The organism is Actinomadura litoris (assembly GCF_009733595.1).
Taxonomy (GTDB): domain Bacteria; phylum Actinomycetota; class Actinomycetes; order Streptosporangiales; family Streptosporangiaceae; genus Spirillospora; species Spirillospora litoris.
Genome location: NZ_WOFH01000007.1, coordinates 175,605 through 199,306 on the forward strand (window position 1 = coordinate 175,605; position 23,702 = coordinate 199,306).

General features: G+C 75.0%; 18 protein-coding genes. 10 read left to right on the plus strand and 8 right to left on the minus strand.

Annotation, left to right across the window (positions count from 1 at the left end; translation table 11 throughout):
• Window position 1: 1 nt before the first annotated feature.
• Both GNZ18_RS21210 and GNZ18_RS43725 read right to left on the minus strand, forming a co-directional pair.
• Window positions 2-172, minus strand: a complete 171-nt coding sequence (locus GNZ18_RS21210; RefSeq protein WP_156218274.1) for a hypothetical protein — start codon at window positions 170-172, stop codon at window positions 2-4.
• Between the two features lie 94 nt (window positions 173-266).
• Window positions 267-5,000 (minus strand): non-ribosomal peptide synthetase, encoded by a 4,734-nt coding sequence (locus GNZ18_RS43725; RefSeq protein ID WP_156218275.1) that lies wholly within the window; start codon window positions 4,998-5,000, stop codon window positions 267-269.
• A gap of 392 nt (window positions 5,001-5,392) precedes the next feature.
• Between GNZ18_RS43725 and GNZ18_RS21220 the strand changes: the two genes are divergently transcribed.
• From GNZ18_RS21220 to GNZ18_RS21255, 8 genes are all read left to right on the plus strand, one after another.
• A complete protein-coding gene (locus GNZ18_RS21220; RefSeq protein WP_156218276.1) occupies window positions 5,393-6,082 on the plus strand; it encodes a LuxR C-terminal-related transcriptional regulator in 690 nt (229 codons plus the stop codon).
• 205 nt (window positions 6,083-6,287) lie between these two features.
• Window positions 6,288-8,309, plus strand: a complete 2,022-nt coding sequence (locus GNZ18_RS21225; RefSeq protein WP_214617966.1) for a hypothetical protein — start codon at window positions 6,288-6,290, stop codon at window positions 8,307-8,309.
• A gap of 16 nt (window positions 8,310-8,325) precedes the next feature.
• Window positions 8,326-9,762, plus strand: coding sequence for a GT4 family glycosyltransferase PelF (gene pelF / locus GNZ18_RS21230; protein ID WP_214617965.1), 1,437 nt, complete (start codon window positions 8,326-8,328; stop codon window positions 9,760-9,762).
• Window positions 9,759-11,138 (plus strand): hypothetical protein, encoded by a 1,380-nt coding sequence (locus tag GNZ18_RS21235; RefSeq protein WP_156218278.1) that lies wholly within the window; start codon window positions 9,759-9,761, stop codon window positions 11,136-11,138. The genes pelF and GNZ18_RS21235 overlap by 4 nt, the downstream gene beginning before the upstream one ends.
• Window positions 11,139-11,229: 91 nt before the next feature.
• Window positions 11,230-12,225: a GDP-mannose 4,6-dehydratase gene (locus GNZ18_RS21240; RefSeq protein WP_156218279.1), complete on the plus strand. Its 996-nt coding sequence runs from the start codon at window positions 11,230-11,232 to the stop codon at window positions 12,223-12,225.
• Between the two features lie 15 nt (window positions 12,226-12,240).
• Window positions 12,241-13,017 carry a sugar phosphate nucleotidyltransferase gene (locus GNZ18_RS21245; RefSeq protein WP_156218280.1) on the plus strand — a complete coding sequence of 259 codons (777 nt, stop codon included), beginning with the start codon at window positions 12,241-12,243 and terminating at the stop codon, window positions 13,015-13,017.
• Window positions 13,014-13,907 carry an NAD-dependent epimerase/dehydratase family protein gene (locus tag GNZ18_RS21250; protein WP_156218281.1) on the plus strand — a complete coding sequence of 298 codons (894 nt, stop codon included), beginning with the start codon at window positions 13,014-13,016 and terminating at the stop codon, window positions 13,905-13,907. Before GNZ18_RS21245 ends, GNZ18_RS21250 begins: the two co-directional genes overlap by 4 nt.
• Complete coding sequence (locus tag GNZ18_RS21255) at window positions 13,895-14,584, plus strand: spherulation-specific family 4 protein (protein WP_173390845.1); 690 nt, start codon at window positions 13,895-13,897, stop codon at window positions 14,582-14,584. Before GNZ18_RS21250 ends, GNZ18_RS21255 begins: the two co-directional genes overlap by 13 nt.
• A 24-nt stretch (window positions 14,585-14,608) precedes the next feature.
• Here the strand turns inward: GNZ18_RS21255 and pqqE are convergent, their stop codons facing one another.
• From pqqE to pqqA, 5 genes are read right to left on the minus strand one after another with little or no spacing between them, the layout of a single operon-like run.
• Window positions 14,609-15,730 carry a pyrroloquinoline quinone biosynthesis protein PqqE gene (pqqE, locus tag GNZ18_RS21260; RefSeq protein WP_156218283.1) on the minus strand — a complete coding sequence of 374 codons (1,122 nt, stop codon included), beginning with the start codon at window positions 15,728-15,730 and terminating at the stop codon, window positions 14,609-14,611.
• On the minus strand, window positions 15,727-15,993 hold the full coding sequence (pqqD, locus tag GNZ18_RS21265; RefSeq protein WP_156218284.1) for a pyrroloquinoline quinone biosynthesis peptide chaperone PqqD: 267 nt from the start codon (window positions 15,991-15,993) through the stop codon (window positions 15,727-15,729). The genes pqqE and pqqD overlap by 4 nt, the downstream gene beginning before the upstream one ends.
• Window positions 15,983-16,765 carry a pyrroloquinoline-quinone synthase PqqC gene (gene pqqC, locus GNZ18_RS21270; protein ID WP_214617963.1) on the minus strand — a complete coding sequence of 261 codons (783 nt, stop codon included), beginning with the start codon at window positions 16,763-16,765 and terminating at the stop codon, window positions 15,983-15,985. The genes pqqD and pqqC overlap by 11 nt, the downstream gene beginning before the upstream one ends.
• Window positions 16,762-17,685, minus strand: a complete 924-nt coding sequence (gene pqqB / locus GNZ18_RS21275) for a pyrroloquinoline quinone biosynthesis protein PqqB (protein ID WP_156218285.1) — start codon at window positions 17,683-17,685, stop codon at window positions 16,762-16,764. Before pqqB ends, pqqC begins: the two co-directional genes overlap by 4 nt.
• Window positions 17,686-17,694: 9 nt before the next feature.
• A complete protein-coding gene (gene pqqA, locus GNZ18_RS21280) occupies window positions 17,695-17,814 on the minus strand; it encodes a pyrroloquinoline quinone precursor peptide PqqA (protein WP_156218286.1) in 120 nt (39 codons plus the stop codon).
• 231 nt (window positions 17,815-18,045) lie between these two features.
• Here pqqA and GNZ18_RS21285 point away from each other — a divergent pair, with 231 nt between their 5' ends.
• Together GNZ18_RS21285 and GNZ18_RS21290 are read left to right on the plus strand one after the other, a co-directional pair.
• The gene (locus GNZ18_RS21285) at window positions 18,046-18,639 is read left to right on the plus strand and encodes a lytic polysaccharide monooxygenase auxiliary activity family 9 protein (protein WP_156218287.1); all 594 of its coding nucleotides are present in this window, start codon (window positions 18,046-18,048) and stop codon (window positions 18,637-18,639) included.
• Window positions 18,640-18,793: 154 nt separating this feature from the next.
• A complete protein-coding gene (locus GNZ18_RS21290) occupies window positions 18,794-19,633 on the plus strand; it encodes a DUF72 domain-containing protein (RefSeq protein WP_512698846.1) in 840 nt (279 codons plus the stop codon).
• 4 nt (window positions 19,634-19,637) lie between these two features.
• Here the strand turns inward: GNZ18_RS21290 and GNZ18_RS21295 are convergent, their stop codons facing one another.
• Window positions 19,638-23,408 carry an nSTAND1 domain-containing NTPase gene (locus GNZ18_RS21295; RefSeq protein ID WP_156218289.1) on the minus strand — a complete coding sequence of 1,257 codons (3,771 nt, stop codon included), beginning with the start codon at window positions 23,406-23,408 and terminating at the stop codon, window positions 19,638-19,640.
• Between the last annotated feature and the right edge of the window lie 294 nt (window positions 23,409-23,702).

Here is a 23,702-nt window from a genome sequence, read left to right on the forward strand (position 1 = left end):
CTCAGACGTTGCCGCCCGGCAGGACGGCGGTCACCGGCCCCGGCGGGAGGGCGTCCCGGTGGAGCGGGTGGGCGGCCGCGGCGACGGTGCCGCTGGGCTCGGCGCGTTCGGCCGGCGACGTGTGGAGCAGGTCCGCCGCCACGGTGATCGTCTCCTCGTCCACCGTGGGCATGTCGTCGACCGGGGGGCGCGCAGCCCGTCGGCGATGGCGCGGTAGGTCTCCTCCACGGGCCAGGCGACGTCGGCGTAGTGCAGCGCGGGCGGCGTCATGGCGCGTCCCCCGGGGTGGTCTTCGGATCGGTGGCGGCCAGCTCGGCCAGCAGGAGCTCCTCCAACGCCGCCGCGAAGTCGGCGAGCACCGGCCGGTCGAACAGCAGCCGGACCGGGACCGCGAGGCCGAGGGTCTCCCGGATGCGGCCGGTCACGCGGGTGGCGGCGAAGGAGTGCCCGCCGAGCGCGAGGAAGTCGTCGTCGGCCCACACGGTGGGCAGCTCCAGCACCGCCGACCAGATGTCGGCCACCAGGTGCTCGGCGTCGGTCCCGGGCGCGGGCCGGTCGGCCGCCGACCGCGCCTCCGGCACGGGCAGCGCGGACCGGTCGGCCTTGCCGCTCGGCAGCCTCGGCAGCGCGTCCAGCGCCGACCAGCGGCGCGGCACCATGTGCTCGGGCAGCCGGGCGCGCAGGTGCTTCTGGACGACGTCGAGGTCGACGTCGGCGGGGGCGACGTGCCCGACGAGGTGCGCCTCCGGACCCGACCCGGCGGCGGTCACGACGCCGTCGGCCACCTCGTGCAGGACGGCCTCGATCTCGCCCAGCTCGATCCGGTGGCCGCGCACCTTCACCTGGTGGTCGCGGCGGCCGTGGAACTCCAGCGTCCCGTCCGGCCGCCAGCGCGCGAGGTCGCCGGTGCGGTAGCGGCGACCGCCGGGGTGGTGGGGGTCGGCGGAGAACGCCGCGCCGGTCAGGTCGGGGCGGCCGCGGTAGCCGCGCGCGACCCCGGCGCCGCCGAGCACCAGCTCGCCGAGCGCGCCGGGGGGCAGCAGCCGCAGCCAGGGGTCGGTCACGTAGGCGCGCTCGCCCGCCATCGGCGTGCCGATCGGCACCGTCGTGGCGGTGGGCGCGATCGCGCCGGGGGCGACCGGGTGCATCGTGGAGCCGACCGTCGCCTCGGACGGGCCGTAGCCGTTCCACAGCCGCCCGACGAGGGGCGCGAGCCGCGCGGCCAGCGCCGGGTCGAGCGCCTCCCCGCCGCTGATCACCTGGAGGCGGGGGTCGCCCTCCCAGCCGGCCTCCAGCAGCATCCGCAGCGTGGTCGGGACGAGGTCCACCAGCGTCGCGCCGCAGTCGCGGAGCCGCGCGGCGAGCGCGTAGCCGTCCACGGCGTCGGCGCGGTCGAGCAGGACGCAGGTCCCGCCGGCGCTCAGCGGCAGCCACAGCTCCTCGGCGAAGATGTCGAAGGTGACGGGCGCGGCGGCCGGCATGACCTCCTCGGGCCCGAGCCCCATCAGCGCGATCGAGCCCGCGACGAACGCGGCCAGGTTCCCGTGGGTGATCTCCACGCCCTTCGGCCGCCCGGTGGAGCCCGAGGTGAACAACACGTAGGCGAGGTCGTCCGCGTGCGGCGGCTCCGGCTCGGGCGGGTCGCCCTCGACGGGCGGGAGAGCGTCCAGGTCGAGCGTCTCCATGCCGGGGAAGGCCGCCGCCCCCCGGACGAGCATCAGCCGCGCCCCCGCGTCCTCGGCGAGCAGGTGGGAGCGCTCCGGCGGATGGTCGGGGTCGAGCAGCACGTACGCCGCGCCCGCCCGCCACACCCCGAGCAGCGCGGCCGGGAGCCGGTGGTCGCGGGGCAGCACGGCGCCGACCAGCGCGCCGCGTCCGGCGCCGCGCGCCCGCAGCGCGGCGGCGACGCGGGCGGCCTCGGCGTGCAGGTCCGCGTAGTCGTGGGACGCGCCGTCCGGGCCGACCACCGCCGTGCCCCCGGTGCGCGGCAGCGCCTCCGGGACGGTCGCGGGGAACTCCGGCAGCCCGGGACCGGCGGCCCAGGCGAGCAGGGCCTCCCGCTCCTCCAGGCTGACCAGCTCGTACTCCGCGAGCGGACGGCCCGGGTCGGCCAGCGCCGCGCGCAGCACCCGCAGGAACCGGTCCAGCTCCGCCTCGGCCCAGTCCCGGTCGTAGCGGGCGGTGGAGTATTCGAGCTGGATCTCGGGGCCGTCCACGGTCCGGTTGACGAGCCAGCTCAGCTCCTGCGCCGCCGCGCCCGCCCCCGGGTCGGACAGGAGCTCGATCCGGACGCCGCCGCCGGTCGCCTCCATCGGCACCTCGCCGTGCTGGACGGCCAGCATCACCGGGACGCGCGGCAGCTCGGCGGACGGCGTCTCCTGGTGCGCGAGGGCCCGCGCGGTCGCGGCAGCGGCCCGCCGCACCAGCGCGCGGAAGTCGGCCGCGCCGCCCGGCCGCGCCCGCACGGGCAGCGCGTCCACCAGCGGGCCGATCAGCCCCGCCAGCTGGGGCCTGGCCCGGCGCGCCGCCGCCGCCCCGATCACCGGGTCGGCCTCGCCCGACAGCAGGACCAGCGCGGCCAGGTACACCGCGAACGGCGTCGCGCCGCAGTCGCGGGCCAGCGCGGCGACGGCCGGCTCCACCTCCCACGGCAGCGGCCGGCCGGCGCGCGCGGCCGACGGGTCGATGCCGAACGGCGCCGGTTCCGGCACGCCGTCCAGCTCCGCCCGCCAGAACGCGCGGTGCGCGCCGGGCGCCGTCTCGGCGGCCTGCGCGGCGGCCACGTCCCCGACCTGCACGGCCGGTTCGGGGACCGCGCGGCCGGCCAGCTCGGCGGCGAGCTCGTCCATCAGGATCCCGACCGAGGCGCCGTCGAAGGCGATGTGGTCCACGGCGACGGTCAGCTCGGCGGCGGTGTCGCCCCGCCAGGCCAGGTCGGCGCGGATCAGCGGCACCTCGGAGCCGAGGTCGAACACGTGCGCCGCGCGCGCCGCGTCCGCCTCGACCGGGCTCTCGGTGAGGGGGACGGGGACCGGCGGGTGGACGACGGCCACCGGGATCCCGTCCTCGCCGGTGACGACCGTGCTGCGCAGCACCTCGTGCCTGCGCACGACCGCGTCGAGCGCGTCGCGCAGCGGCGCGGCGTCGGGGAGGCCGCGTACCCAGAAGCGGAGCAGGAGCGTGGTGACCGGGCGGTCCGGGTGGAGCTGGCGCAGCGTCCAGAACTCGCGCTGCGCGTCGGTGAGCGGGACGGTCGTGCGGCCCGCGTGCCGGACCGGCGGCGCGGCGCCGGACGGGCCCACCGCCGCCAGGCCCGCCGCCGTGGGCGCGGCGAGGAACGCCGCCAGCGGGACGAGGTACCCGCGCCGCCGGGACATCTCGCTCACCACGCGGGCGGCCTGCAGGGAGTGCCCGCCGAGGTCGGCGAACACCGCGTGCGGCCCGACCTCCGGCAGGCCGAGCACGTCCGCGATGACCTCGGCCGCCTCCCGCTCGGCGTCCGCGCGGAACGCCTCGCCGGACGGGTCGGACGGGCGGGCCGCGCCCAGCTCGGGCAGCGCGTCGCGGTCGACCTCGCCGGTGGGGCCGGTCGGCAGCCGGTCGAGCACGCCGATCCCGGAGGGCACCATGTACTCCGGCAGCAGCCGCGCCAGGTGCGCCCTCAGCTCGTCCTCGATGTCGGCGCCGATGTCGGCGCCGATGGCGGGGTCGGCCTCGACGTACGCGACGAGGCGGTCGGCGCGGGCCAGCACGACGGCGTCGCGGACGGCCGGATGCCCGGTCAGCGCGTGCCGCACCTCCCCCGGCTCCACCCGGTACCCGCGGATCTTCACCTGGTCGTCGGCGCGGCCGAGGAAGTGCAGGACGCCGTCCACGGAGCGGACCCGGTCGCCGGTGCGGTACCCGCCCGCGGTGAACGACCGGGCGGTCAGGGCGGGGCGGTTCAGGTACCCGCGCGCCACGCACGGCCCCGACACCCACAGCTCGCCGGGCGTCCCGTCCGGGACCGGGTCGCCGCGCCCGTCCCGCACCGACGTCACCGCGCCGGTCACCGGGAACCCGATCGGCGGCGCGCCGGTCTCATCCCGGCGCAGCTCGTAGGCGGTGCACAGCGTGGTGCACTCGGTGGGCCCGTAGGTGTTCACGACGCGGCGCACGCCGGGGTTGGCCCAGATCCGGGCGGCCAGCGACGCGGTGAGCGCCTCCCCGCCGGTGCCCACCACGCGCACCCCGGGCGGGAGCGGCCGGGTGAGCACGGCGGCCAGCACCGACGGGACGCCGTGGACGGCCGTGACCTCCTCGCGCGCGGGCAGCTCGGGCAGCGCCAGCAGGTTCTCGGCCAGGATCACCGTGCCCCCGGCGGCCAGCGGCACCGCGATCTCCAGGATCGAGGCGTCGAAGCAGATCGAGGCGGCGGCCAGGTGGCCGGCCGTCTCCTCCCGCGAGTAGAAGCCGTCGGCCCAGGTGAGCAGGTTCACCGTGTTGCGGTGCTCCACGACGACGCCCTTGGGCCGCCCGGTCGAGCCGGACGTGTAGATCACGTACGCCGGGTCGCCGCCGCCGCCGGGCACCCGCGGCGGTTCGGCGCCCTCCGGCACGTCCTGGACGATCATCGGCTCGGCGCCGGTCGCGGCGGCCGTCGCGGCGAGCGCGGCGCTGGTCAGCACGACCGGGAACCCGGCGTCCGCGCCGATCAACCGCAGCCGCTCGGCGGGGTAGGCCGCGTCGAGCGGCACGTAGGCCGCGCCCGCCTTCCAGACCGCCAGCAGCGCCGGGACGAGCCATTCGTCCCGCTCCAGGCAGATCCCGACCAGGTCGCCGCGGCCGATCCCCCGATTCGCCAGCGCGCGGGCGAGCGCGCCGGCCCGGCGCTCCAGCTCGGCGTAGCTCGACCGGTGCGCGCCGGCGACGACGGCGGTCCGCTCGGGCGCGCGGCGTGCCCGGTCCTCGATGATCTCGTGCGCGCGCTCCGGCGCGCCCGACCCCGAACCCTGTGTCACGTGCTCACATCTCCTTCGATGTCAGTACGAGTCCGTGATCGCGATGTCTGACCGCGGGCCCCCGGCCCGAATGATCGGGATTGTCGATCATGAAGACTTATCTGACAAATCAGACACCGCCCCCGGATTCGGCCCCGTCGCGAGAACGCGCCGGCTCCGATCCCCCGCGGCCGCGGACCCGCCTTCGTGGCCACCGGATCTGACGGCGGACTCCGCCAATTCGACCGCCCCGAAGATGACCACATGTGGCCCTCCGATCGGGCACTCCGATGCCGGCGCACAGCGTGACCATCCCGTCTCGCTGCAGGAACACCGCTCCATCGACGGCAACTTTGTGAGATGTGTAATTAACACTGGAATGGCATGTCAATGGGCAGGGAGAATGATCTCCCATGAGGTCCGACGCCACCATGGAACAGCGTTCCCACGCGGTCAGGGTGCTGATTGTCAGCAATAACCCGGTGGTGCGCATCGGGCTGCACGCCTTGCTGCGCTCGGCTCCGATGTTGGATGTCGTCGGCAATGGCGGGCTCGGCAACTCCACGGCCGAGGCCCGCCGGCTCGCCCCCGATGTGGTGCTGCTGGACGCGACCCCGCCACCGACCGCTGATATCGGCGCGCTCGGCCGGGCCGGCCACGGCGGCCGAATCATCGTGGTGACCGCCGAGCATGATCCGGCCGTACTCGTCGAGACGCTCATGGCGGGCGCGCACTGCTGCCTCGTCTACGGTCATTTCGAGCCGCAGGGCCTCGCCGAGGTGGTGCTGGCCGCCGACCGGGGCGAGTCGCACCTGTCGCCGCCCGCGGCGACGGCGCTCGTCCAGTGGGTGCACGACGGGCGCCCGGCGCGGGTGCGGCCCGCCCCCGCGCTCACCCCCCGCGAGGTCGAGATCATCGAACTGATCGCCGGCGGGCTGACCAACCGGCAGATTGCGCGGCACCTCGTCATCTCCGAGAAGACGGTCAAGAACCACGCCCATCAGATCTATAAGCGGCTGGACGCCGACGGCAGGGAACATGCCATCACCCGCTGGCGAGAATTGAATTCGGCAGCCACCGGGGATGGCGCGGGCCGGTCATAAAACCGGTTACCGGCGAGTTCTATAGGGATAACCCCTGCCCAGGACAGTCCTAGGACCGGGCCCACGTCAAGTTGGGCCCCGCTCCCGCTTTACTTGAACATCGGCGTGCCGCATGCTCTGGGAGCCGAGTTCCCGACCCCCTCAATTCTATTTGAATGTGGATGTGAAGAGCTGTGAAATTCCTCGAACGCGCCGGAGATGCGTCGTGAGCCAGGCCCGCCGTCCCGTCCGCGGCGCCCTTTTCGGCGTCCTGACGGCGGCCGCCCTGACCGTCTGCCCGCAGCTGAGCGCATCGGCCGTCGGCCCCCGGATCGACCTGCAGGTCCTCGTCGTCACCAACGGCAGCTCCTCGGTGGCGGCGGTCGCCGCCCAGCTGAAGAGCGAGGGCGTCCCGTACCGGACCGTCGACCTGCGCCAGGCCGGCCGACCGGTGATCGACGCGGCGTTCCTGTCCGACACCGTCGACGGGGTGCCCCGCGCCAAGTACCAGGCGATCGTCCTGCCCAACGCCGCGCCGTTCGACCGGGCGAACCAGGCCGAGATGGACGCGATCGCGGCGTACGAGGCCAAGTTCGGGATCCGCCAGCTCGACGCCTACGTGTACCCGGGCGCGAACGTCGGGCTGAAGCCGCCCGGCTACTCCGGCACGCTGGACGGCACGCAGGCCCAGGTCACTCCCGCCGGGAAGGCCGACGCGTTCCGCTACCTGCGGGGGCCGCTCAAGTTCGACGACCTCGCCGCCGACGTCTCCGAGAGCTACGGCTTCCTCGCGAACCCGCTGCCCGACGACCCGGCGCACGGCAAGTCCTTCCAGCCGCTCATCACCGCCACCGTCAAGAACGTCACGGGGACGCTCGCCGGCGTCTACAACCACGACGGGCGCAGCGAGCTGCTGCTCACCTACTCGGCCAACAACGAGCAGTGGCAGTTCCGGACCGTCGCGCACGGCCTGGTCACCTGGCTCACCAAGGGCGTCCACCTCGGCCAGAACCGCAACTACTTCGGCGTCCACGTCGACGACGTCTTCCTGCCCGACTCGCGCTGGAGCGTCGAGGACGACTGCACGCCCGGCGAGGACTGCGCCGACGGCGTCGACACCCCGGACATCCGCATGGAGTCCGAGGACGTGGCGTACGCCAACCAGTGGCAGCGGCAGCACGGCTACGCCATCGACCTGGCCTTCAACGCCGCCGGCAGCGACGAGGAGATCAGGAAGCACGGCGACGACCCGCTCACCGACGCCCTCGTCGAGAACCGGGACAGGTTCCGCTGGATCAACCACACCTACGGCCACAGCTACCTCGGCTGCGTGCAGGACAACTCCGTCAGGCCGTGGCGGTGCCAGACCGACCCGCAGACCGGCCAGCCGGTCTGGGTGAAGGCCGAGGACATCAACCAGGAGGTCACCAGGAACATCGAGTGGGCGAAGGCGCGCGGGGTCACCATCGATCCCGCCGAGCTGGTGACCGGCGAGCACTCCGGCCTGCGGATCCTGCCGCAGCAGCCCGAGGACAACCCGAACCTCGTCCCCGGCCTGGAGGGCACCGGCGTCAAGTGGCTGGCCGGTGACGCCTCGCGCGACCCGGCGCAGCGCTCGCTGAGCGGGGTCCGGACCGTCCCGCGCCACCCGTTCAACGTGTTCTTCAACGTCGCCACCGAGGCGGAGGAGGTGGACGAGTACAACTGGATCTACACCAAGCGCGCCGACGGCGGCAGCGGCCTGTGCGAGGACAACCCGTCCACGGTGACGTGCATCGAGCCGCTCAACGCCGACACGGGCTACACCTCCTACATCGTCCCGGTGGACACGCGGATCGCGCTGTCGCACATCGTCAGCAACGACCCGCGCCCGCACTACGCCCACCAGTCGAACATCACCGAGGACAGGATCCTCTACAGGCTGCTCGAAAGCGTCCTGACCTCCTACCGCGCCACGTTCGCCGACAGCTCGCCCGTCATCAACGACGACATGGCGGGGCTCGGCACCGAACTGCGCCGCCAGGCGGCCTGGCGCGACGCGCTGGGCGCGGGCGCCTTCGACAGCGGCGAGGTGACCGCCTACCTCCAGGACGGCACGCTGACCGTCAAGGCACCCGGCGGGCTCGACGTGCCGGTCACGGCGCCGGAGGGCACGCGGCAGGGATCCGACCCGTTCGGCCAGGCGTACGCCGGTGAGCGGTCCGCCTACAAGGCGGGTGACTTCACGATCACGCCGCCCGGGGCCTGATTTGGACATCACCCTTGTGACAGAGGGAACCTATCCGCACAGTTTCGGCGGTGTCAGTGTCTGGTGCGACCAGCTCGTCCGGGGCATGCCCGAGCACGCCTTCAACGTCCTCGCCATCACCGCCTCCGGCTCGGAGCCGGTGGTGTGGGACCTCCCCGGACATGTCACCGCCGAGTCGGTGCCGATGTGGGGGCCGCCCGGTGGGCGGCCCCCGTCCGGCGGGCTCGCCCGCCGGTTCGAGAAGCTGTGCCGGGCCTTCCTCCATGCGATCCTCGCCCCCTCCGGCCCCGAAGCGGAAGTCTTCCCCCACATCCTGAGGGGCCTCTTCGAGTTCGGGCGGGAGGCCGACCTCCAGGCGGCCATGCGCATGGAGGGCCCGGTGCGGTGGCTCATGGACGAGTGGGGCTCGCGCAAGGAGGAGTACGAGCGGATCGGGGTCCGGCCGAGCGTCCACGACGCCCTGACCACGATCGACCTCCTGGAGCACCAGCTGCGCCCGCTGATGCGCCCCGCGCCGGTCGGCGACGTCACGCACGCGGTCTCCAACGGCATCCCCGTGCTGCCCGGCCTGGCCGCCAAATGGACCTACCAGACCCCGCTCTGCCTCACCGAGCACGGCATCTACCTGCGGGAGCGCTATATCGGGTTCGGCCGGTCGCCGTACGCGTGGCCGGTCAAGGCGGCGCTGCTGGGGTTCATGCGGCTGCTGTGCTCCGCCGGGTACCGCGCCGCCGACCTGGTGACGCCGTCCAACCTCTACAACCAGCGCTGGCAGATCCGGTGCGGCGCCGACCCCGAGAACATGGAGACCGTCTACAACGGCGTCGACCCCGACGCGTTCCCGGCGGCGGGCGCGGAACCCGCCGTCCCCACGATCAGCTGGGCCGGGCGCGTCGACCCGATCAAGGACCTGGAGACGCTCATCCGCGCGTTCGCCCTGGTCGCCGAGCACATGCCGCAGGCCAGGCTGCGGATGTTCGGGGGGACGCCGAAGGGCGGCGAGAAGTACCGCACCCGCTGCGAGGCGCTCGCCGCCGACCTCGGCGTCGCCGACCGCGCCGTCTTCGAGGGCCGGGTCGACGACATCCGCGACGCCTACGCCGCGGGGTCGGTGGTCGTGCTCTCCAGCATCTCCGAGGGCTTCCCCTACACGCTCATCGAGGCGATGACCTGCGGGCGCGCGACCGTCGCCACCAACGTCGGCGGGGTCACCGAGGCCGTCGGCGACACCGGGCTCGTCGTCCCGCCGCGCGACCCCGAGGCGATGGCGGCGGCCTGCCTGAAGCTGCTCGGGGACGAGGTGACGCGGCGGCGGCTCGGCCACGCCGCCCGCGACCGGGCGCTGGAGTACTTCACCGTCGACCGTGCCGTGGACGCGTTCCGGGCGATCTATGCCGGCCTGGCCGGGCCGGGACCGTCCGGAACCCGACCCGCCGAAGCGAGGCTCGCATGACCACCGCCGTCCAGGACGCGTTCGGGGAGCTCCAGGAGCGCATGGCGGACCTGTGCGGAAACGCCGTCGACCCGCTGGAGGTGACCGCCGGCCTGGAGGCCGACGGGATCAACGACGACGGGGCGCGCCGGTACGGACACACCGACGTGTTCGCGCTCGCCGAGGACCTCTACGACCGGTCGCCGCGCCACCCGCCGGTGCCCGAGGCGGTCGAGGCGCCGTGGCGGGCGGTGCCCTGGCGGCACCTGCTGCGCGGCGTGCTGTTCGGCCTCCCCGGGCTCTGCTTCTTCGCCGCCGAGCCGGTGCTGGCGCGGTCCGCCGCGGGTGTGCTGCTCGTGCTGTCGCTGCTGCTGTCGTGGACGCTGAGCCAGGGGACGGCCTACCTCGGCTACATCCGGCTCGGGCTCGGGAACCGGGCGGCGGCGGCGCGGGTGCTGCGCTACGGGCTCGCCGCCGGGCTCCTGGTGGTGATGCCCGTGACGGCGCTGGCCGGGGCCGTGCTCGCCGCGGGCCCGGCGGCGACGGGGCTCGCGCTCGGGCTGTGCGGCTACCTGCTGTCGGCGATGGTCGTGCAGGTGCACAACGGGGAGCGGCGGCTGTTCCTGGCGCTGATGCCGGGCGCCGCGTCCGTGATCGTCTACCTCGCCCTGCACGGGCTCGGGACGCCGACGGCGGTGCCGCCGTGGGTCTGGGGCTCCTGGCTCACGACGCTGCTGGCCACGGTCGCCCTCGCGATCGTGGCCACGGCGGGGGCCGGGAGGCCCGCCGGGCGCGTGGCGACGCTCCGCGACGTCGTCTCGGCGCTGCCGTTCGCGGTCTTCGGCCTGCTGACCGGCGGGCTGCTGACGTTCACGCTGCTGTGCGCGATCGCCGGGCGGCCCGTGCCGTCCGGCGCCACGACGGTGGCGGTCCTGTCGCTGTCGCTGTCGATGGGCGTCGCCGAGTGGATCCTGTACGTCTACCGCAGGCGCGTGCACGACCTGCTGCGCCTGCACACCGACATCGCGGGCTTCGCGCGGGCGGCCCGCGCCGCGCTGGCGGGGGCGCTCGCCCGCTACCTCGCCGCGCTCACCGCGCTCGTCGCGGCCATCGCGCCGCTCGCCGGGCTGCCGCTCACGGCCGCGACGCTCCGGATCCTGCTGGGGTTCGTCGGCCTGGGCGGCGCGTTCTTCATCGCGCTCGTCCTCCAGGCGTGCGGACGGGTCGGCGTCGTCCTCGCCGCCTCCGCGTCCGCGCTGCTCACCGAGGTGGCCTCCGCCGTCGGCGTCCCCGGGGCCGACCCGGGGACGGTCCAGATGGCGGTGGCCGCCGGGCTCCTGCTCGTCCTCACGGTCTACGCGGGCACGGTCCTCGCCCGCGCGACCTCGCACCGGTAAGTCTCCCGAACGCCCACGTCTCGTATCGACAAGCTCCCAGAAGTCTCCCCGCAAGTCTCCCGCAAGTCCCCCCGTCGAAAGGCAGTGTCCGATGAAGAGCATGGTGGCCGTGACGGGAGCCGACGGATTCATCGGCTCCCACCTCGTCGAGTTGCTCGTGGAACGCGGACACCGGGTCCGCGCCATGGTCCAGTACAACTCGTTCGGGTCGTGGGGCTGGCTCGACTCCCTCCCCCCTGGCGTCCTCGACACCGTCGAGGTCGTCCCGGGCGACGTCCGCGACCCGGAGTCGGTGTACGACCTGGTCAACAAGTCCGACGTCGTCTACCACCTGGCCGCGCTGATCGCGATCCCCTACTCCTACAAGGCCCCGCAGTCCTATGTGGAGACCAACGTCCTCGGGACCCTGAACGTCCTGGAGGCCGTGCGGAGCCTGTGCACGCCGCGGCTGGTGCACACCTCGACGAGCGAGACCTACGGCACCGCCCGCGAGGTCCCGATCGCCGAGACGCACCCGCTGCAGGCACAGTCCCCCTACGCCGCGACGAAGATATCGGCCGACAAGCTCGTCGAGAGCTACCACGCGTCGTTCGGGCTGCCGGTGGTGACGCTGCGCCCGTTCAACACCTTCGGGCCGCGCCAGTCGGCGCGCGCGTTCATCCCCACCGTCATCAGCCAGATCGCCGCCAAGAACGAGGTCGTGAAGGTCGGGGCACTGGAGCCCACCCGCGACTTCACGTTCGTCAAGGACACCGCCGAAGCCTTCTACACCCTCGGCACCGCGCCCGAGCACGCGGTCGCCGGGGAGCTGTTCAACTCCGGGACCGGTCAGGAGATCTCGATGGGCCGGCTCGCCCGGACGATCGCCGACCTGATGGGCGCGGAGACCGAGTTCCGCTCCGAGGCGGCGCGGGAGCGCCCCGCCCGCTCGGAGGTCATGCGGCTGGTCTGCGACAGCGGACGGCTGCGCCGCGACACCGGCTGGCGCCCCCGGTACACGCTGGAGGAGGGTTTGAAGGACACCATCGAGTGGTTCCTCGACCCGCTCAACCTCGCGCGCTACCGGCCGTCCATGTACAACATCTAGGCACGGAGGGGCAACATGCACGCCGTTATTCTCGCTGGCGGCAAAGGAGTGCGGCTCCGGCCGTACACGACCACGCTGCCGAAGCCGCTCGTCCCGATCGGCGACGAGTACGCCATCCTGGAGATCCTCCTCCACCAGCTCTCCCGCCAGGGCTTCCGGTCGGTGACGCTGGCCATCGGCCACCTCGGCCACCTCATCCGCTCCTACGTCGGCAACGGAAGCCGGTGGGGGCTGCGCATCGACTACGCCTCCGAGACGGCGCCGCTCGGCACGATCGGGCCGCTGCTGACGATGCGCGACCGGCTCCCGCAGGACTTCCTCGTGATGAACGGCGACGTCCTCACCGACCTCGACTTCGCCGACCTGCTGGAGGAGCACAACGCGACCCGCCCGCCGCTGACCGTCGCGACCTACGCGCGGCAGGTCTCCATCGACTTCGGCGTCCTCACGACCCGGAACGGCCAGGTCATCGAGTTCAGCGAGAAGCCGACGCTGGACTACCAGGTCAGCATGGGCGTCTACGGCGTCTCGCGCGACTGCATCGCCAAGTACGAGGCGGGCCTGTCGCTCGGCTTCGACGAGCTGGTCCTCGACCTGCTCGCCGAGGGGCGGCACCCGCGCGAGTACCGCTTCGACGGGTACTGGCTCGACATCGGCCGCCCCGACGACTACGACCGCGCCAACGCCGAGTTCCCGCACCTGCGCCCCCAACTGCTGGAGGGCCCGGTCCGGGTGGCGGCCGGAGGGTGCGGGGAGCCCTCCCCGCGCCGGGCGCCGGCGAGCCGGCGATGAGCCGGATCCTGCTGGTCGGCGCCACGGGTTTCGTGGGACGGCACGTCCGGGCACGGGCGGCCGCGACGGGGGTCGAGATCGTCGCGGCGTCGCGGTCGCCGGAGCCGGGCGTGCTCGGGCTGGACCTCGCGGCCGGGGCCGCGCGGGTCGGCGACGCGCTGCGCGACATCGCGCCGGACGTCGTCGTCAACTGCGCCGGGGTCACCGCGGGCTCCCCCGCCGACCTCGTCCGGGGCAACGTCGTGGCGGTCGCGAACCTGGTGACGGCGCTGGCCGCCGCCGAGCGCCCGGTACGGCTCGTCCACCTGGGGTCGGCCGCCGAGTACGGGGAGGTGGAGCACGGGACGCCGGTCACCGAGTCGACGCGGCCGCGCCCGCACAGCCTCTACGGCGTCACCAAGCTCGCCGGGACGGAGCTGGTCGGCGGCGCGCCCGGGGCCGTCGTGCTGCGGGTGTTCAACCCGGTGGGCCCCGGCTCGCCCGGGTCGACGCTCGCGGGACGGCTCGCCGGCGAGCTGCGCCGCACGGACGGCACCGACGAGGACGTCCACGTCGGCCCGCTGACCGCGAGCCGCGACCTCGTGGACGTCCGCGATGTCGCCGACGCCGTGCTCACCGCCGCGCTCGCCCCGGGCGCGCTGCCGCCCGTCCTGAACGTGGGCAGCGGGCGGGCGACGCCGCTGCGCGACCTCGCGGCGCTGCTGCTGCGCGTCACGGGGTCGCGGCGGCGGGTGCTGGAGGCCGCCGCGACCGGGTCGGAGCGCTCGTCGGGCGTCGCCTGGCAGCAGGCCGACATCCGCGCGATCGGCCACGTCCTCGGCTGGGCCCCCGCGACCGACCTGGCCACGTCCCTGCGGGACCTCTGGGCGGAGACCGCGTGCCCGGGCTGAACGGCCGGGTCGGGGCGGTCGCCGTGCCCGCCTACTTCCACCCGGCCGCGGTGGACTGGGCGGCGCTCGCCGACGCCCGCCTCGGCGTCGTCGTCCTCAACGTCGACAGCGGCGCGGGCACCGTCCGCGACCGCGCCTTCGCCGAGGTGGCGAGCCGCGCGTCCGACGCGGGCGTGCGGCTCGCCGGGTACGTCGACACCGCCTACGGCGGGCGCCCCGCCTGCGAGGTCGAGGACGAGCTGGTGCGGTACCGGACCTGGTACGGCATCCGCATGGCCTTCCTCGACCAGGTGTCGGCGGAGCCGGGGCACGTGCTGCGGTACCGGCGGATCACGGCGGGCGCGCGGGGACGGGGCATGACCTACATCGTCCTCAACCACGGCACCTACCCCGACGCCGCGTACTCGGCGCTCGCGGACCTCCTCGTCACCTTTGAGGGGCCCTGGTCGGCGTACCGGCACCTCCGCGTTCCGGCGTGGGCGCGGCGGCTCCCCGCCGAGCGGTTCTGCCACCTGGTGTACGCGGCGCCGCGTCCGGTGCTGGCCCGCGCGCTGGCCCGCGCGCAGCGGTGCAACGCGGGCGTCGTGTACGTCACCGACCGGACCGGCGCCAACCCGTGGGACGGGCTGCCCGAGTACTTCTCCAGCGAACTGGCCCTCGTCTACGCGGAGCGCTGACGAGGGCCGGCCCGCGAACCCGTCTCAGGTGGGACGGCGGTAGACGAAGCCGGACGGCACGGTGGCGGCCGTCCGGCTTTCGCCGCCGTCCACGGCGGTCTCGTGGAGGCCCTCGACCAGGTCCCGGATCAGGTGGTGGTCGGGGGACAGGGAGCAGGCGGGGTCGGTGCGCGCGGCGTCGCCGGTCAGCGCGAACGCCTGGCAGCGGCAGCCGCCGAAGTCGGTCTCGCGGCGCGGGCAGGTGCCGCACGGCCCGGTCATCCAGCCGGTGCCGCGGTAGGCGGCGAACGCCGGCGACTCCGTCCAGATCCACGACAGCGACCGGTCGCGGACGTTCGGCGGCGCCAACCCCTCGATCGCGTAGGCGGCGGGGCAGGGCAGCGCGGTGCCGTCCGGACCGACGGTGATGGAGCGCATCCCCCATCCGCCCATGCAGGGCTTGGGCACGCCCTCGTAGTAGTCGGGCATGACCCACACCAGCTCGGGGCCGCCCTCCGGGTGGGCGTCGCGGTGCGCCGCGAGCGTCGCCTTCGCGCGGTCGAGCTGCTCGCGGGCGGGCAGCAGCGCGGCGCGGTTGCGCAGCGCCCAGCCGTAGAACTGGACGTTCGCCAGCTCGATCCGCTCGGCGCCCCACGCGGCGCCGAGCGCGATGATCTCCGGCAGGTGGTCGAGGTTGTGCCGGTGCAGGACGACGTTCAGCCCGAACGGCACCCCGGCCGCGCGGATCACCCCGGCGGCGCGCCCCTTGTCGGCGTAGGACACGCGCCCGGCGATGAGGTCGGAGCCGGGCGCGCGGGCGTCCTGCACCGAGAGCTGGACGCTGTTCAGCCCGGCCTTCACCAGTTCCTCCAGCCGGGTCGCGGTGAGGCCGACGCCGCTGGTGACGAGCTGGGTGTAGACCCCGGCGCGGTGCGCGGCCGCGACGATCGCGGCCAGGTCGGGGCGCAGCAGCGGCTCGCCGCCGGACACGTGCGCCTGGACGACGCCGAGGTCGGCGGCCTCGCCGAACACGCGCTCCCAGTCGGCGGTGGCCAACTCCCTGCTCCGGCGCACCAGCTCCACGGGGTTCGAGCAGTACGGGCAGTGCAGCGGGCACGCGTGGGTGACCTCGGCGAGCAGCGCCCACGGCGCGGGCGGGACGGTCATCGCAGCCACCCCTCCGCCCGGATCCGCTCCAGGAACGCGGGCACCTCCTCGCCGAGCGGCGCGTCCGGGAACGTTCCGCGCAGCTCGGCGATGATGCCCTCGACGGTGCGGCTGCCGTCGCACAGCCGCAGGATGCGCCCGCCCTCGCCGCTGAGCCGCACCGCGCGCTCGGGCATCAGCAGCAGGTCGCCGCCCCGGACGCGGTCGTGCCGCAGGACGACCGACCCGTCCAGCACGGGGCGCCACACGTCCTCACCCGGCATCGTGCACCTCCGCGCCGGCCCGGCCGGCGAACTCGACCGCGTCGAGCAGCGACCAGAGCACCTCGCACTTGAACGTGAACGCCGCGAGCACCCGCTCCTCGTCGGCCCGCGAACCGCACCAGGCGCGGACGAGGTCCATCGCCTCGCCGGAGTCGCGGCGGCCCTGCCCGACCCGCACCTGGAAGTAGCGCAGCCCCTCGGGCTCCACCCACGGGTAGTGGCGCTCCCACGCGGCGATCCGGGTGGCCATCAGGTCGGGCGCGAACAGCTCGGTCAGCGAGGACGCGACGGCCTCCAGCACGGTCGCGTTCCGGCAGAAGTTCACGTAGCCGTCCACGGCCATCCGGACGCCGGGCAGGACGCCCTCGCCCGACAGCAGCAGGTCGCGGTCCAGGCCCGCGGCCTCGCCGAGGCGCAGCCAGCGCTCGATCCCGCCCTCGCTCCTGGGCGCCTCGCCCCTCGCGGTGTCGGCCGGGCCGTCGAGGGCGGGCGGCCCGTCGTGGTCGTGGATGCGCCGGATCCAGGAGCGCCGCAGCTCGCGCGTGCCGAGCCGGGCGAGGATCAGCGCGTCCTTCACCGGGATGTGGCGCTGGTAGTGGAAGCGGTTGAGGATCCAGCGGCGCAGCTCGTCGGGGGTCAGCGCCCCCTCGTGCATGCGGAGGTTGAACGGGTGCCGGTGGTGGTACCGCCGCTCCCCCAGCGCGCGGAGCCGCTCCTCCAGCGACCCGTCGGGGCGCCCGTTCGGGCCTCCCTCGGGCAGGGTCGCGCTCACAGTTCGATCACCATTCTCTCCCGGGCGACCTCGATCCCGGACGCGGCGAGCCGGCGGTGCCCGGCGTCGTCCGGATCGACGAGCGGGTTGGTGTTGTTGAGGTGGGTGTACAGGCGCCGCGCGGCGGGGACGTCCGCGAGCCGCTCGGCCGTGCCGCCCGGTCCCGTGATCGGCAGATGGCCCATCTCGGTGGAGGTGCGGCTGGAGCAGCCCGTGCGGCGGGGCTCCTCATCGTCCCAGAACGTGCCGTCGACGAGGACGCAGTCGGCGTCCTTGATGGCGCGGTCCAGCTCGTCCGGCCAGACGCCGAGGGCGGGCGCGTAGACGACCGCCCTGCCGTCCCGCCGGTCGCGGATGCGCAGGGCCACCACCCAGGCGTCGTCGCCGCCCGGGGCGCCCGGCAGCTCGACCGCGTAGCGGGGGCGCTTGCCGGAGACCCTGATCCCCTGCACCTCCAGCGGCCCGCCCTCCAGCGGCCCGCCCTCCAGCGGCTCGGGCGCCGTCAGCGCGAGGTCCGTCCAGGTCAGCCGCGTGTAGGGGGCGAGGACGCGGTCGAGCCGGAGCCCGGCCGACAGCGCGGACCGGACGGCGCCGGTCGCGACGATCCGCACCCCGTCGGCCTCCCGCAGCCGCGGCAGGCCGAGCGTGTGGTCGAGTTCGGCGTCGGTGAGGATGACGCCGGCGACCGGGGTGGCGCGCCGCTCCGGTCCGGGGTGCAGCGGCCCGCACTCCTCGATCTGCTCGCCGATGTCGGGCGTCGCGTTGACGATGTACCACCGTCCCGCGCCCGCCTCGACGGCGATCGAGGCGTGCCGGCGCCGCCGTCCCGGCTCGGCGCGGGCGGCGGCGCACCCGGGGCACGCGCAGTTCCACTGGGGAACGCCGCCGCCCGCCGCGGTGCCGAGAACCAGCAGCCGCATCGAGGCGGGTCAGATCTCGGCGCCGAAGTAGGCCGTGACCTCAAGTGCCGTGTCGATGACCTGGTAGTCGGGCGTCGCCCACACGGTCGTGGCGGTCCGCTCGTGCTCGGTCTCGGTCGTGTTCTCCATGGCGGGGCACCTTCCTCTGGGTTTGCCCGGAGCGTATGCCGGGCCCGTGCGCGGGCCTAGTCATGGCCTGCCAGGAACGTGCGTCCCAGTGACCACTTCGTTCCTTCAGGGGTTGACGGAGCGCCGCCGACGCGTCACCTTACTGACAGGAAAGTTTCCTTTGAGTTGGTTTTGCCGGGCCGGCTCGCTCCGCTCCAGGCACCGCGGTGCCTCCCCGCCAAGGAGAAGCAGATGCCCAGGAAGTCAAGCCTCGCCGTCGCCGCCGCCGTGACCGTAGGACTCCCGCTGGCGCTCGCCGTGCCCGCGTGGTCGCACGGGTACACCACCTCCCCGGCCAGCCGCAGCTACCTGTGCGGCCAGCACAAGGTGAACAACTGCGGCCAGGTCCAGTGGGACCCGGACGGCGTCGAGGGCCCGAAGGGGTTCCCGAAGTCCGGCCCGCGCGACGGCACGATCTGCGCCGGCGCCGACAGCCGCTGGTCGCCGCTGGACGACCAGCGCGGCGGCACCGGCTGGCCCGCGACGAAGGTGACCTCCGGTTCGGCGTTCAGCATCAGCTGGCGCTTCACCGCCGCGCACTCGACCTCGTCGTTCCGCTACTTCCTCACCAAGGACGGCTGGAACAGCACGCAGCCGCTGACCCGCGCCGCGCTGGACCCGACGCCGTTCATCCAGCAGAACATGGGCGGCCGGCAGCCCTCCAACCCCACCGTCCACAACGGCACGCTCCCGCAGCGGACCGGCCGGCACGTCCTGCTCGCGGTCTGGGACATCGCCGACACCGGGAACGCGTTCTACCAGTGCTCGGACCTCGACTTCGGCTGAGGTCCGCGGGCTGACGGCGGCCACCGGCCGGTGACGCCGTGAGCCGGCCCCGAACGGGGACGGGAGGTCGCGCCAGGGCTACGCGCGGCCTCCCGTCCCGCCATGCCTCCGGCACGGGCGTCAGGGCGGTAACGTGGCGTACGTGCGCCTTCACGTGGGATGTGCGATGTGGACTCACGCGCCCTGGCAGGGGCGCCTGCTGCCCCACCCGCTGCCCCCGAAGGAGCGCCTGCGCGCGTACGCGACGTGGTGCAACGCGGTGGAGGGCAACACGACCTTCTACGCGACGCCGCCGCGCGGCTCGGTGGAGTCGTGGGCGGCGCAGACCGCGCCCGACTTCCGCTTCGTGGCCAAGCTGCCGAAGCCGGTGACGCATCAGCACCGCCTCGCCGGCGGCGACGACGAGGTCCGGGCGTTCCTGCACGCGATCGAGCCGCTCGGGACGCGCGTCCACGCGCTGTGGGTCCAGCTCCCCGCGTCGTTCGGCCCGGCCGACGTCGGCACGCTGGCCCGGTTCATGCGCCGCCTCCCCCGCCACTACGGGCAGGCGGTCGAGGTCAGGCACCGCGCGTTCTTCGAGGACGCGCGCGCCGAGCGCGAGCTGGAGCGCGCCCTCGCCGCGACCGGCGCCGAGTGGGTGCCCTTCGACACCACCGCGCTGTTCCGGAACCGGCCGGCGACCGACGCCGAGCGCGACGCCTGGACGAGGAAGCCGCGCCTGCCCCGGCGATCGCGCGCGCTGACGGGCCGGCCGATCGTCCGCTACCTGGGCCGCGACGACACCGACGCGACCGTCGAGGGCTGGCGCGACTGGGTGCCGACCGTCGCCGGGTGGCTGCGGGAGGGCCGCTCGCCGACCGTGTTCGTCCACACGCCCGACAACGCCGAGGCGCTGACGCTCGCGCGCCGGTTCCACGACGAGGTCAGGGCGCTGGTGCCGGAGGTCGAGCCGCTGCCCGAGCCGCTCCCGGCGGGGCCGCCCGCCCTGTTCTGACCCCTCACGAGCCGGGGTAGATCCGCTTCTCCTCGTCCGTCAGCCCCCGGACGGCGCGCCGCCGCGCCAGCTCCAGGACCTCCGCGCCGGGGCCGCAGATCTCGCACTTCCACGTCCGGACGAACCGTCCGGCGAGGCCGGTGGGCCGCCACGCGCCGCCCGCGAGCACCGACGCCGACCCGAGCGGGGCGACCAGCCGCCCGCCTGGGGCGAACGCGGGCCGGACGACGGTGCCGCCGAAGCCGTCCAGCACGACGGGGTCGGTGCCGCCGTCGGTGCGCCAGAGCCGCAGGGAGCCGTCGGCCTCGGTGGTGGCGAGCCAGGCCCCGTCCGGGCTGAACGCCAGGTCCCGGGTCACGATCGTGTCATCGCCCGGCAGGACGGCCGTGGGCGCGCCGTGTCCGCCGGCGTCCATCAGGCGGACGGAGCCGTCGTCGGAGGCCACGGCGAGGCGCCGGCCGTCCGGGCTGAACGCGATCGTCTCCGCCTCATCGCGCAGACCCCGCAGGATCGTCGGCTTCCGCTTGCCGGTCAGGTCCCAGATCCCCACGGTGTCGCCCTCGGCGGCGCCCGCCAGGAAGCGCCCGTCGGGGCTGAACGCGGGGGCGGCCGCCCGGCCGAGGGCGCCGCTCTCCCCAGGCCGGTCCCCCCAGCCCAGCAGCGGCGCCAGGTCGCCGCGCGCGCCGACCTCCCAGACCTGGGCGGGCGCGGCGCCGTGGCCGGACGCCGCGAGGCGCCGCCCGCCGGGGCCGAACGCGAGCGCCCACACCGTCAGGTGGCCGGTGTCCGCGGTGACCGGCCGCGCCGCGCCGTCCCGCAGGTCCAGCAAATGGACGGCGTGCCCGTCGCCGCCGTAGGCGAGCCACCGCCCGTCCGGGCTCAGCGCGACGGCCCGCGTGGACCCGGCGGGCCCCGCCACGACGCGCGGTGCGCCGCCGCGCGCGGTGTCCCAGACGCGGATCGTGTCGCCGCCGAGCGGCGTCGTCGCGACCGTCCGCCCGTCGGCGCTGGTCGCGCGGACCGCGCCGGTCGCGGGCTCGGAGCCGAACGGCGGCCCGGACGGGCCCGCGCCGCCGGAGGCGATGTCGAAGATCCGTGCCGTGCCGTCGGTGGAGACCGTCGCCAGCGACCGGCCGTCGGGGCTGAACGCGGCGCCGACCTGCGCGCCGACCGGGACGCGGAGGGGGAGCGGCCCGACGTCGGCGCCCATCGTCCACACCCGCACGACCCGGTCGATCCCGAACGTCGCCATCCGGCGGCCGTCGGCGCTGACGGCCAGGCCCTTGACGCCGCCCTCGCTCGTGCCGTCCAGCACGGCCTGCGGTTCCCACCGGCCGCGCTCGGGCCAGCCGGGCACGTTCCACACCTTCGCCCTGCCCCGGTCGACGGCGGCGAGCATCGTCCCGCCGGGGCTGAAGGCGACGGCGCCCGCGTCGCGCTGGTCCCCGCCGCCGCGCGCCGCGTCCCGGACGACCCTGGGCCGGTCCCCGGTCACGTCCCAGATCCGGACCGGCGAGCCGATCCCGCCCGCGGCGATCCGCGCGCCGTCCGGGCTGAACGCGACCGCGCTCACCGCGAACCGGTCGTGGACGCGGAACACCACCGGCTTGCGCCTCCCCACGAGATCGAAGATCCAGACCTCGTTGCCGCGCGTCCCGGCGAGCCTGCGCCCGTCGGGGCTGAAGTCCAGCCCGCGGACGCCGAGCCCGCCCTCGCCCCGCAGCACCCTGCCCGTGGTCCGGTGCCGCCCGTCCCACAGCTTCACCCGGCCGTTGACCTCGCCGGTCGCGAGCCACCGGCCGTCGGGGCTGAACGCGGCGCTGCTCCAGGCGCCCGCGAGACGCGCGGCCGGGAAGCCGCCGCCGGGGACGAGGTCCGCGCCGCGCCAGCTCATGACCTGGAGCCCCTTCTGGTCCCAGATCGCGATCCGGCTCCGGTCGGGGCTGGACACCATGGCGCCGTCCACGCTCGGTCTCATGCCCGCCAGCGGGACGGCGCGCCGCAGCCGCGCGTCGCGCACGGCCTGCCGCAGCACCAGGTCGGCCTCCCGCGTCGGCTCCACCTCGTAGGCGCGGGTCGCGAGCAGCAGCGCCAGCTCGGGGTCGAGGTCGAGCTGCCGCCGCGCGTTGGCCGCGAGCTGCCGGGACAGGGCGCGGTCGCGCTCCTGCGCCGTCCGGTCCGCCTGGACGAACGCGACGACGGCCAGCACCCCGACCACCGCCGCGACCAGCCCGAGACCGCCGAACCCGGCCCGGACGCGGCGCCGCGCCGCGACCCTGCGGTGCTCCTCCCGCTCGCGGCCGGCGGCCAGGAACGACCGTTCGAGCTCGTTCAGCGCCGCGGCGGCGCCGTCCCACTCCGCGAGCCGTCCGCCCCGGTAGAGGAACTCCTCGTCGCGGCCTCCCCGCTCCCAGTCCGCGGCGGCCGCCGTGAGCCGGTGGTGCCGCAGCAGCGCCTCGCGGTCGTCGGTCAGCCATCCCCGCAGCCGCGGCCAGGCCCGGATCAGCGCCTCGTGCGCGACGTCGACGGTGTCGCCGTCCACCACGATGAGGCGGGCGGCGGCGAGCACGTCCAGGACGGCGTCCACCTCGCCCGGCTCGCCGACGCCGGTCAGCTCGTCCCGGTCCATCCGGCGGCGGGTGTCCTCGGTGCCCTCGCCGAGCGCGGTGAGGCGCAGGAACACGGCGCGGGCGAGCGCGCGGCGGGGCGGGTCCAGGTCCTCGTAGACGCGTTCGGCCGTCCTCGCGATCGCCTCCCGCACCCCGCCGGTCGCCGTGTAGTCGGCGAGCCGCAGCACGGGGCCCGGCGCGCGGGTCCACGTCTCGCGGAGCGCGTGCGCGGCGAGCGGGAGCGCGCCCGGCCGCCCCGCCGCCTCCGCGACCACGGTCGCGACGAGGTCCGGCTCCACCGCCAGGCCCACCCGCGCGGCGGGCTCGACGACGATGTCGCGCAGCTCCTCGGCGGTCAGGGGTCCGACCGGCACCTGCACGCCCGCGCGCAGCGCCGCGACGAGCCCGGGGTGCCGCGCGCAGTGCCCGTAGAAGTCGGTGCGGACGCCGATGACGAACGCCAGCCGGTCCCCCGCCAGCGCGGTGAGGACGTCGAGGAAGCGGTCGCGCTCCTCCTCCGCGCAGAGCGTGAACACCTCCTCGAACTGGTCGACGACCACGAACGCCCGCTCCACCGGCACCTCCGGCGGGTCGGCGGCGAGCGCCGTCCGCGGGTCGGAGCCGGAGATCGGGGCGAGGGCCGCGGCCAGCTCGTCCAGGGGGTGCTCCCCCGGCGCCAGCAGGACGGTCGGCGTCCCCGTCTCGGCGAGGCCCGGGAGCAGCCCCGCGCGCAGGATCGAGGACTTGCCGCTGCCGGACGCGCCGAACACCGCCGTCAGCGGCGCGCGGGCCGCCGCCTTGAGCAGGTCCCCGACCAGCTCGGAGCGGCCGTAGAACAGGTCGGCGTCGCCCTCCTGCAGGGGCGCGAGGCCGGGGTAGGGGCAGCGGCGCCGGTCCCGCTCGACCTCCTGCGCCGCCTCCCGCCAGCGGCGCTCCCACTCGTCCCGGTCGCCGCCGCAGGCGCCCGCGTAGGCGAGCGCGGCCTCCAGCGTCGGCAGCCGGACGCCGGTCGCCGCCTCCGCCAGCGTGCTCCGGGAGAAGTGCGCGCGCCGCGCCAGCTCGCGGTAGCTCGGCCGCCCCGCCTCGTTCCGCAGCCGCCGCAGCTCCCAGGCCAGCCGCTCGACCGGCCCCGCCTCCGGATCCAGCGGACGTTCGGGCCGTCCCATGCCACCCCCCGGTAGTGATCCTGGACGGAAACCCTAGAGAGCGGCCGATCCACCGACAAGTTCGTCGTTTCCGGGTGGAACCGGTGTTGACCCAGAGCGCGCTCCAGCTCCTGACGTCTCGGATCAACCACCGAGGAGGGGCCTTGTCTGCGGTACCGCAAGCTCGGACGCACCGGCGTCGAGGTGAGCACCCAGTGCCTCGGCGCGATGACGTTCGGCGAGCAGGCAACGCCGACCACGACGACGGCGTCCGCGCGCTCGACGCGGGGACGTGCGCGAGCCGTCCCCGCGGCC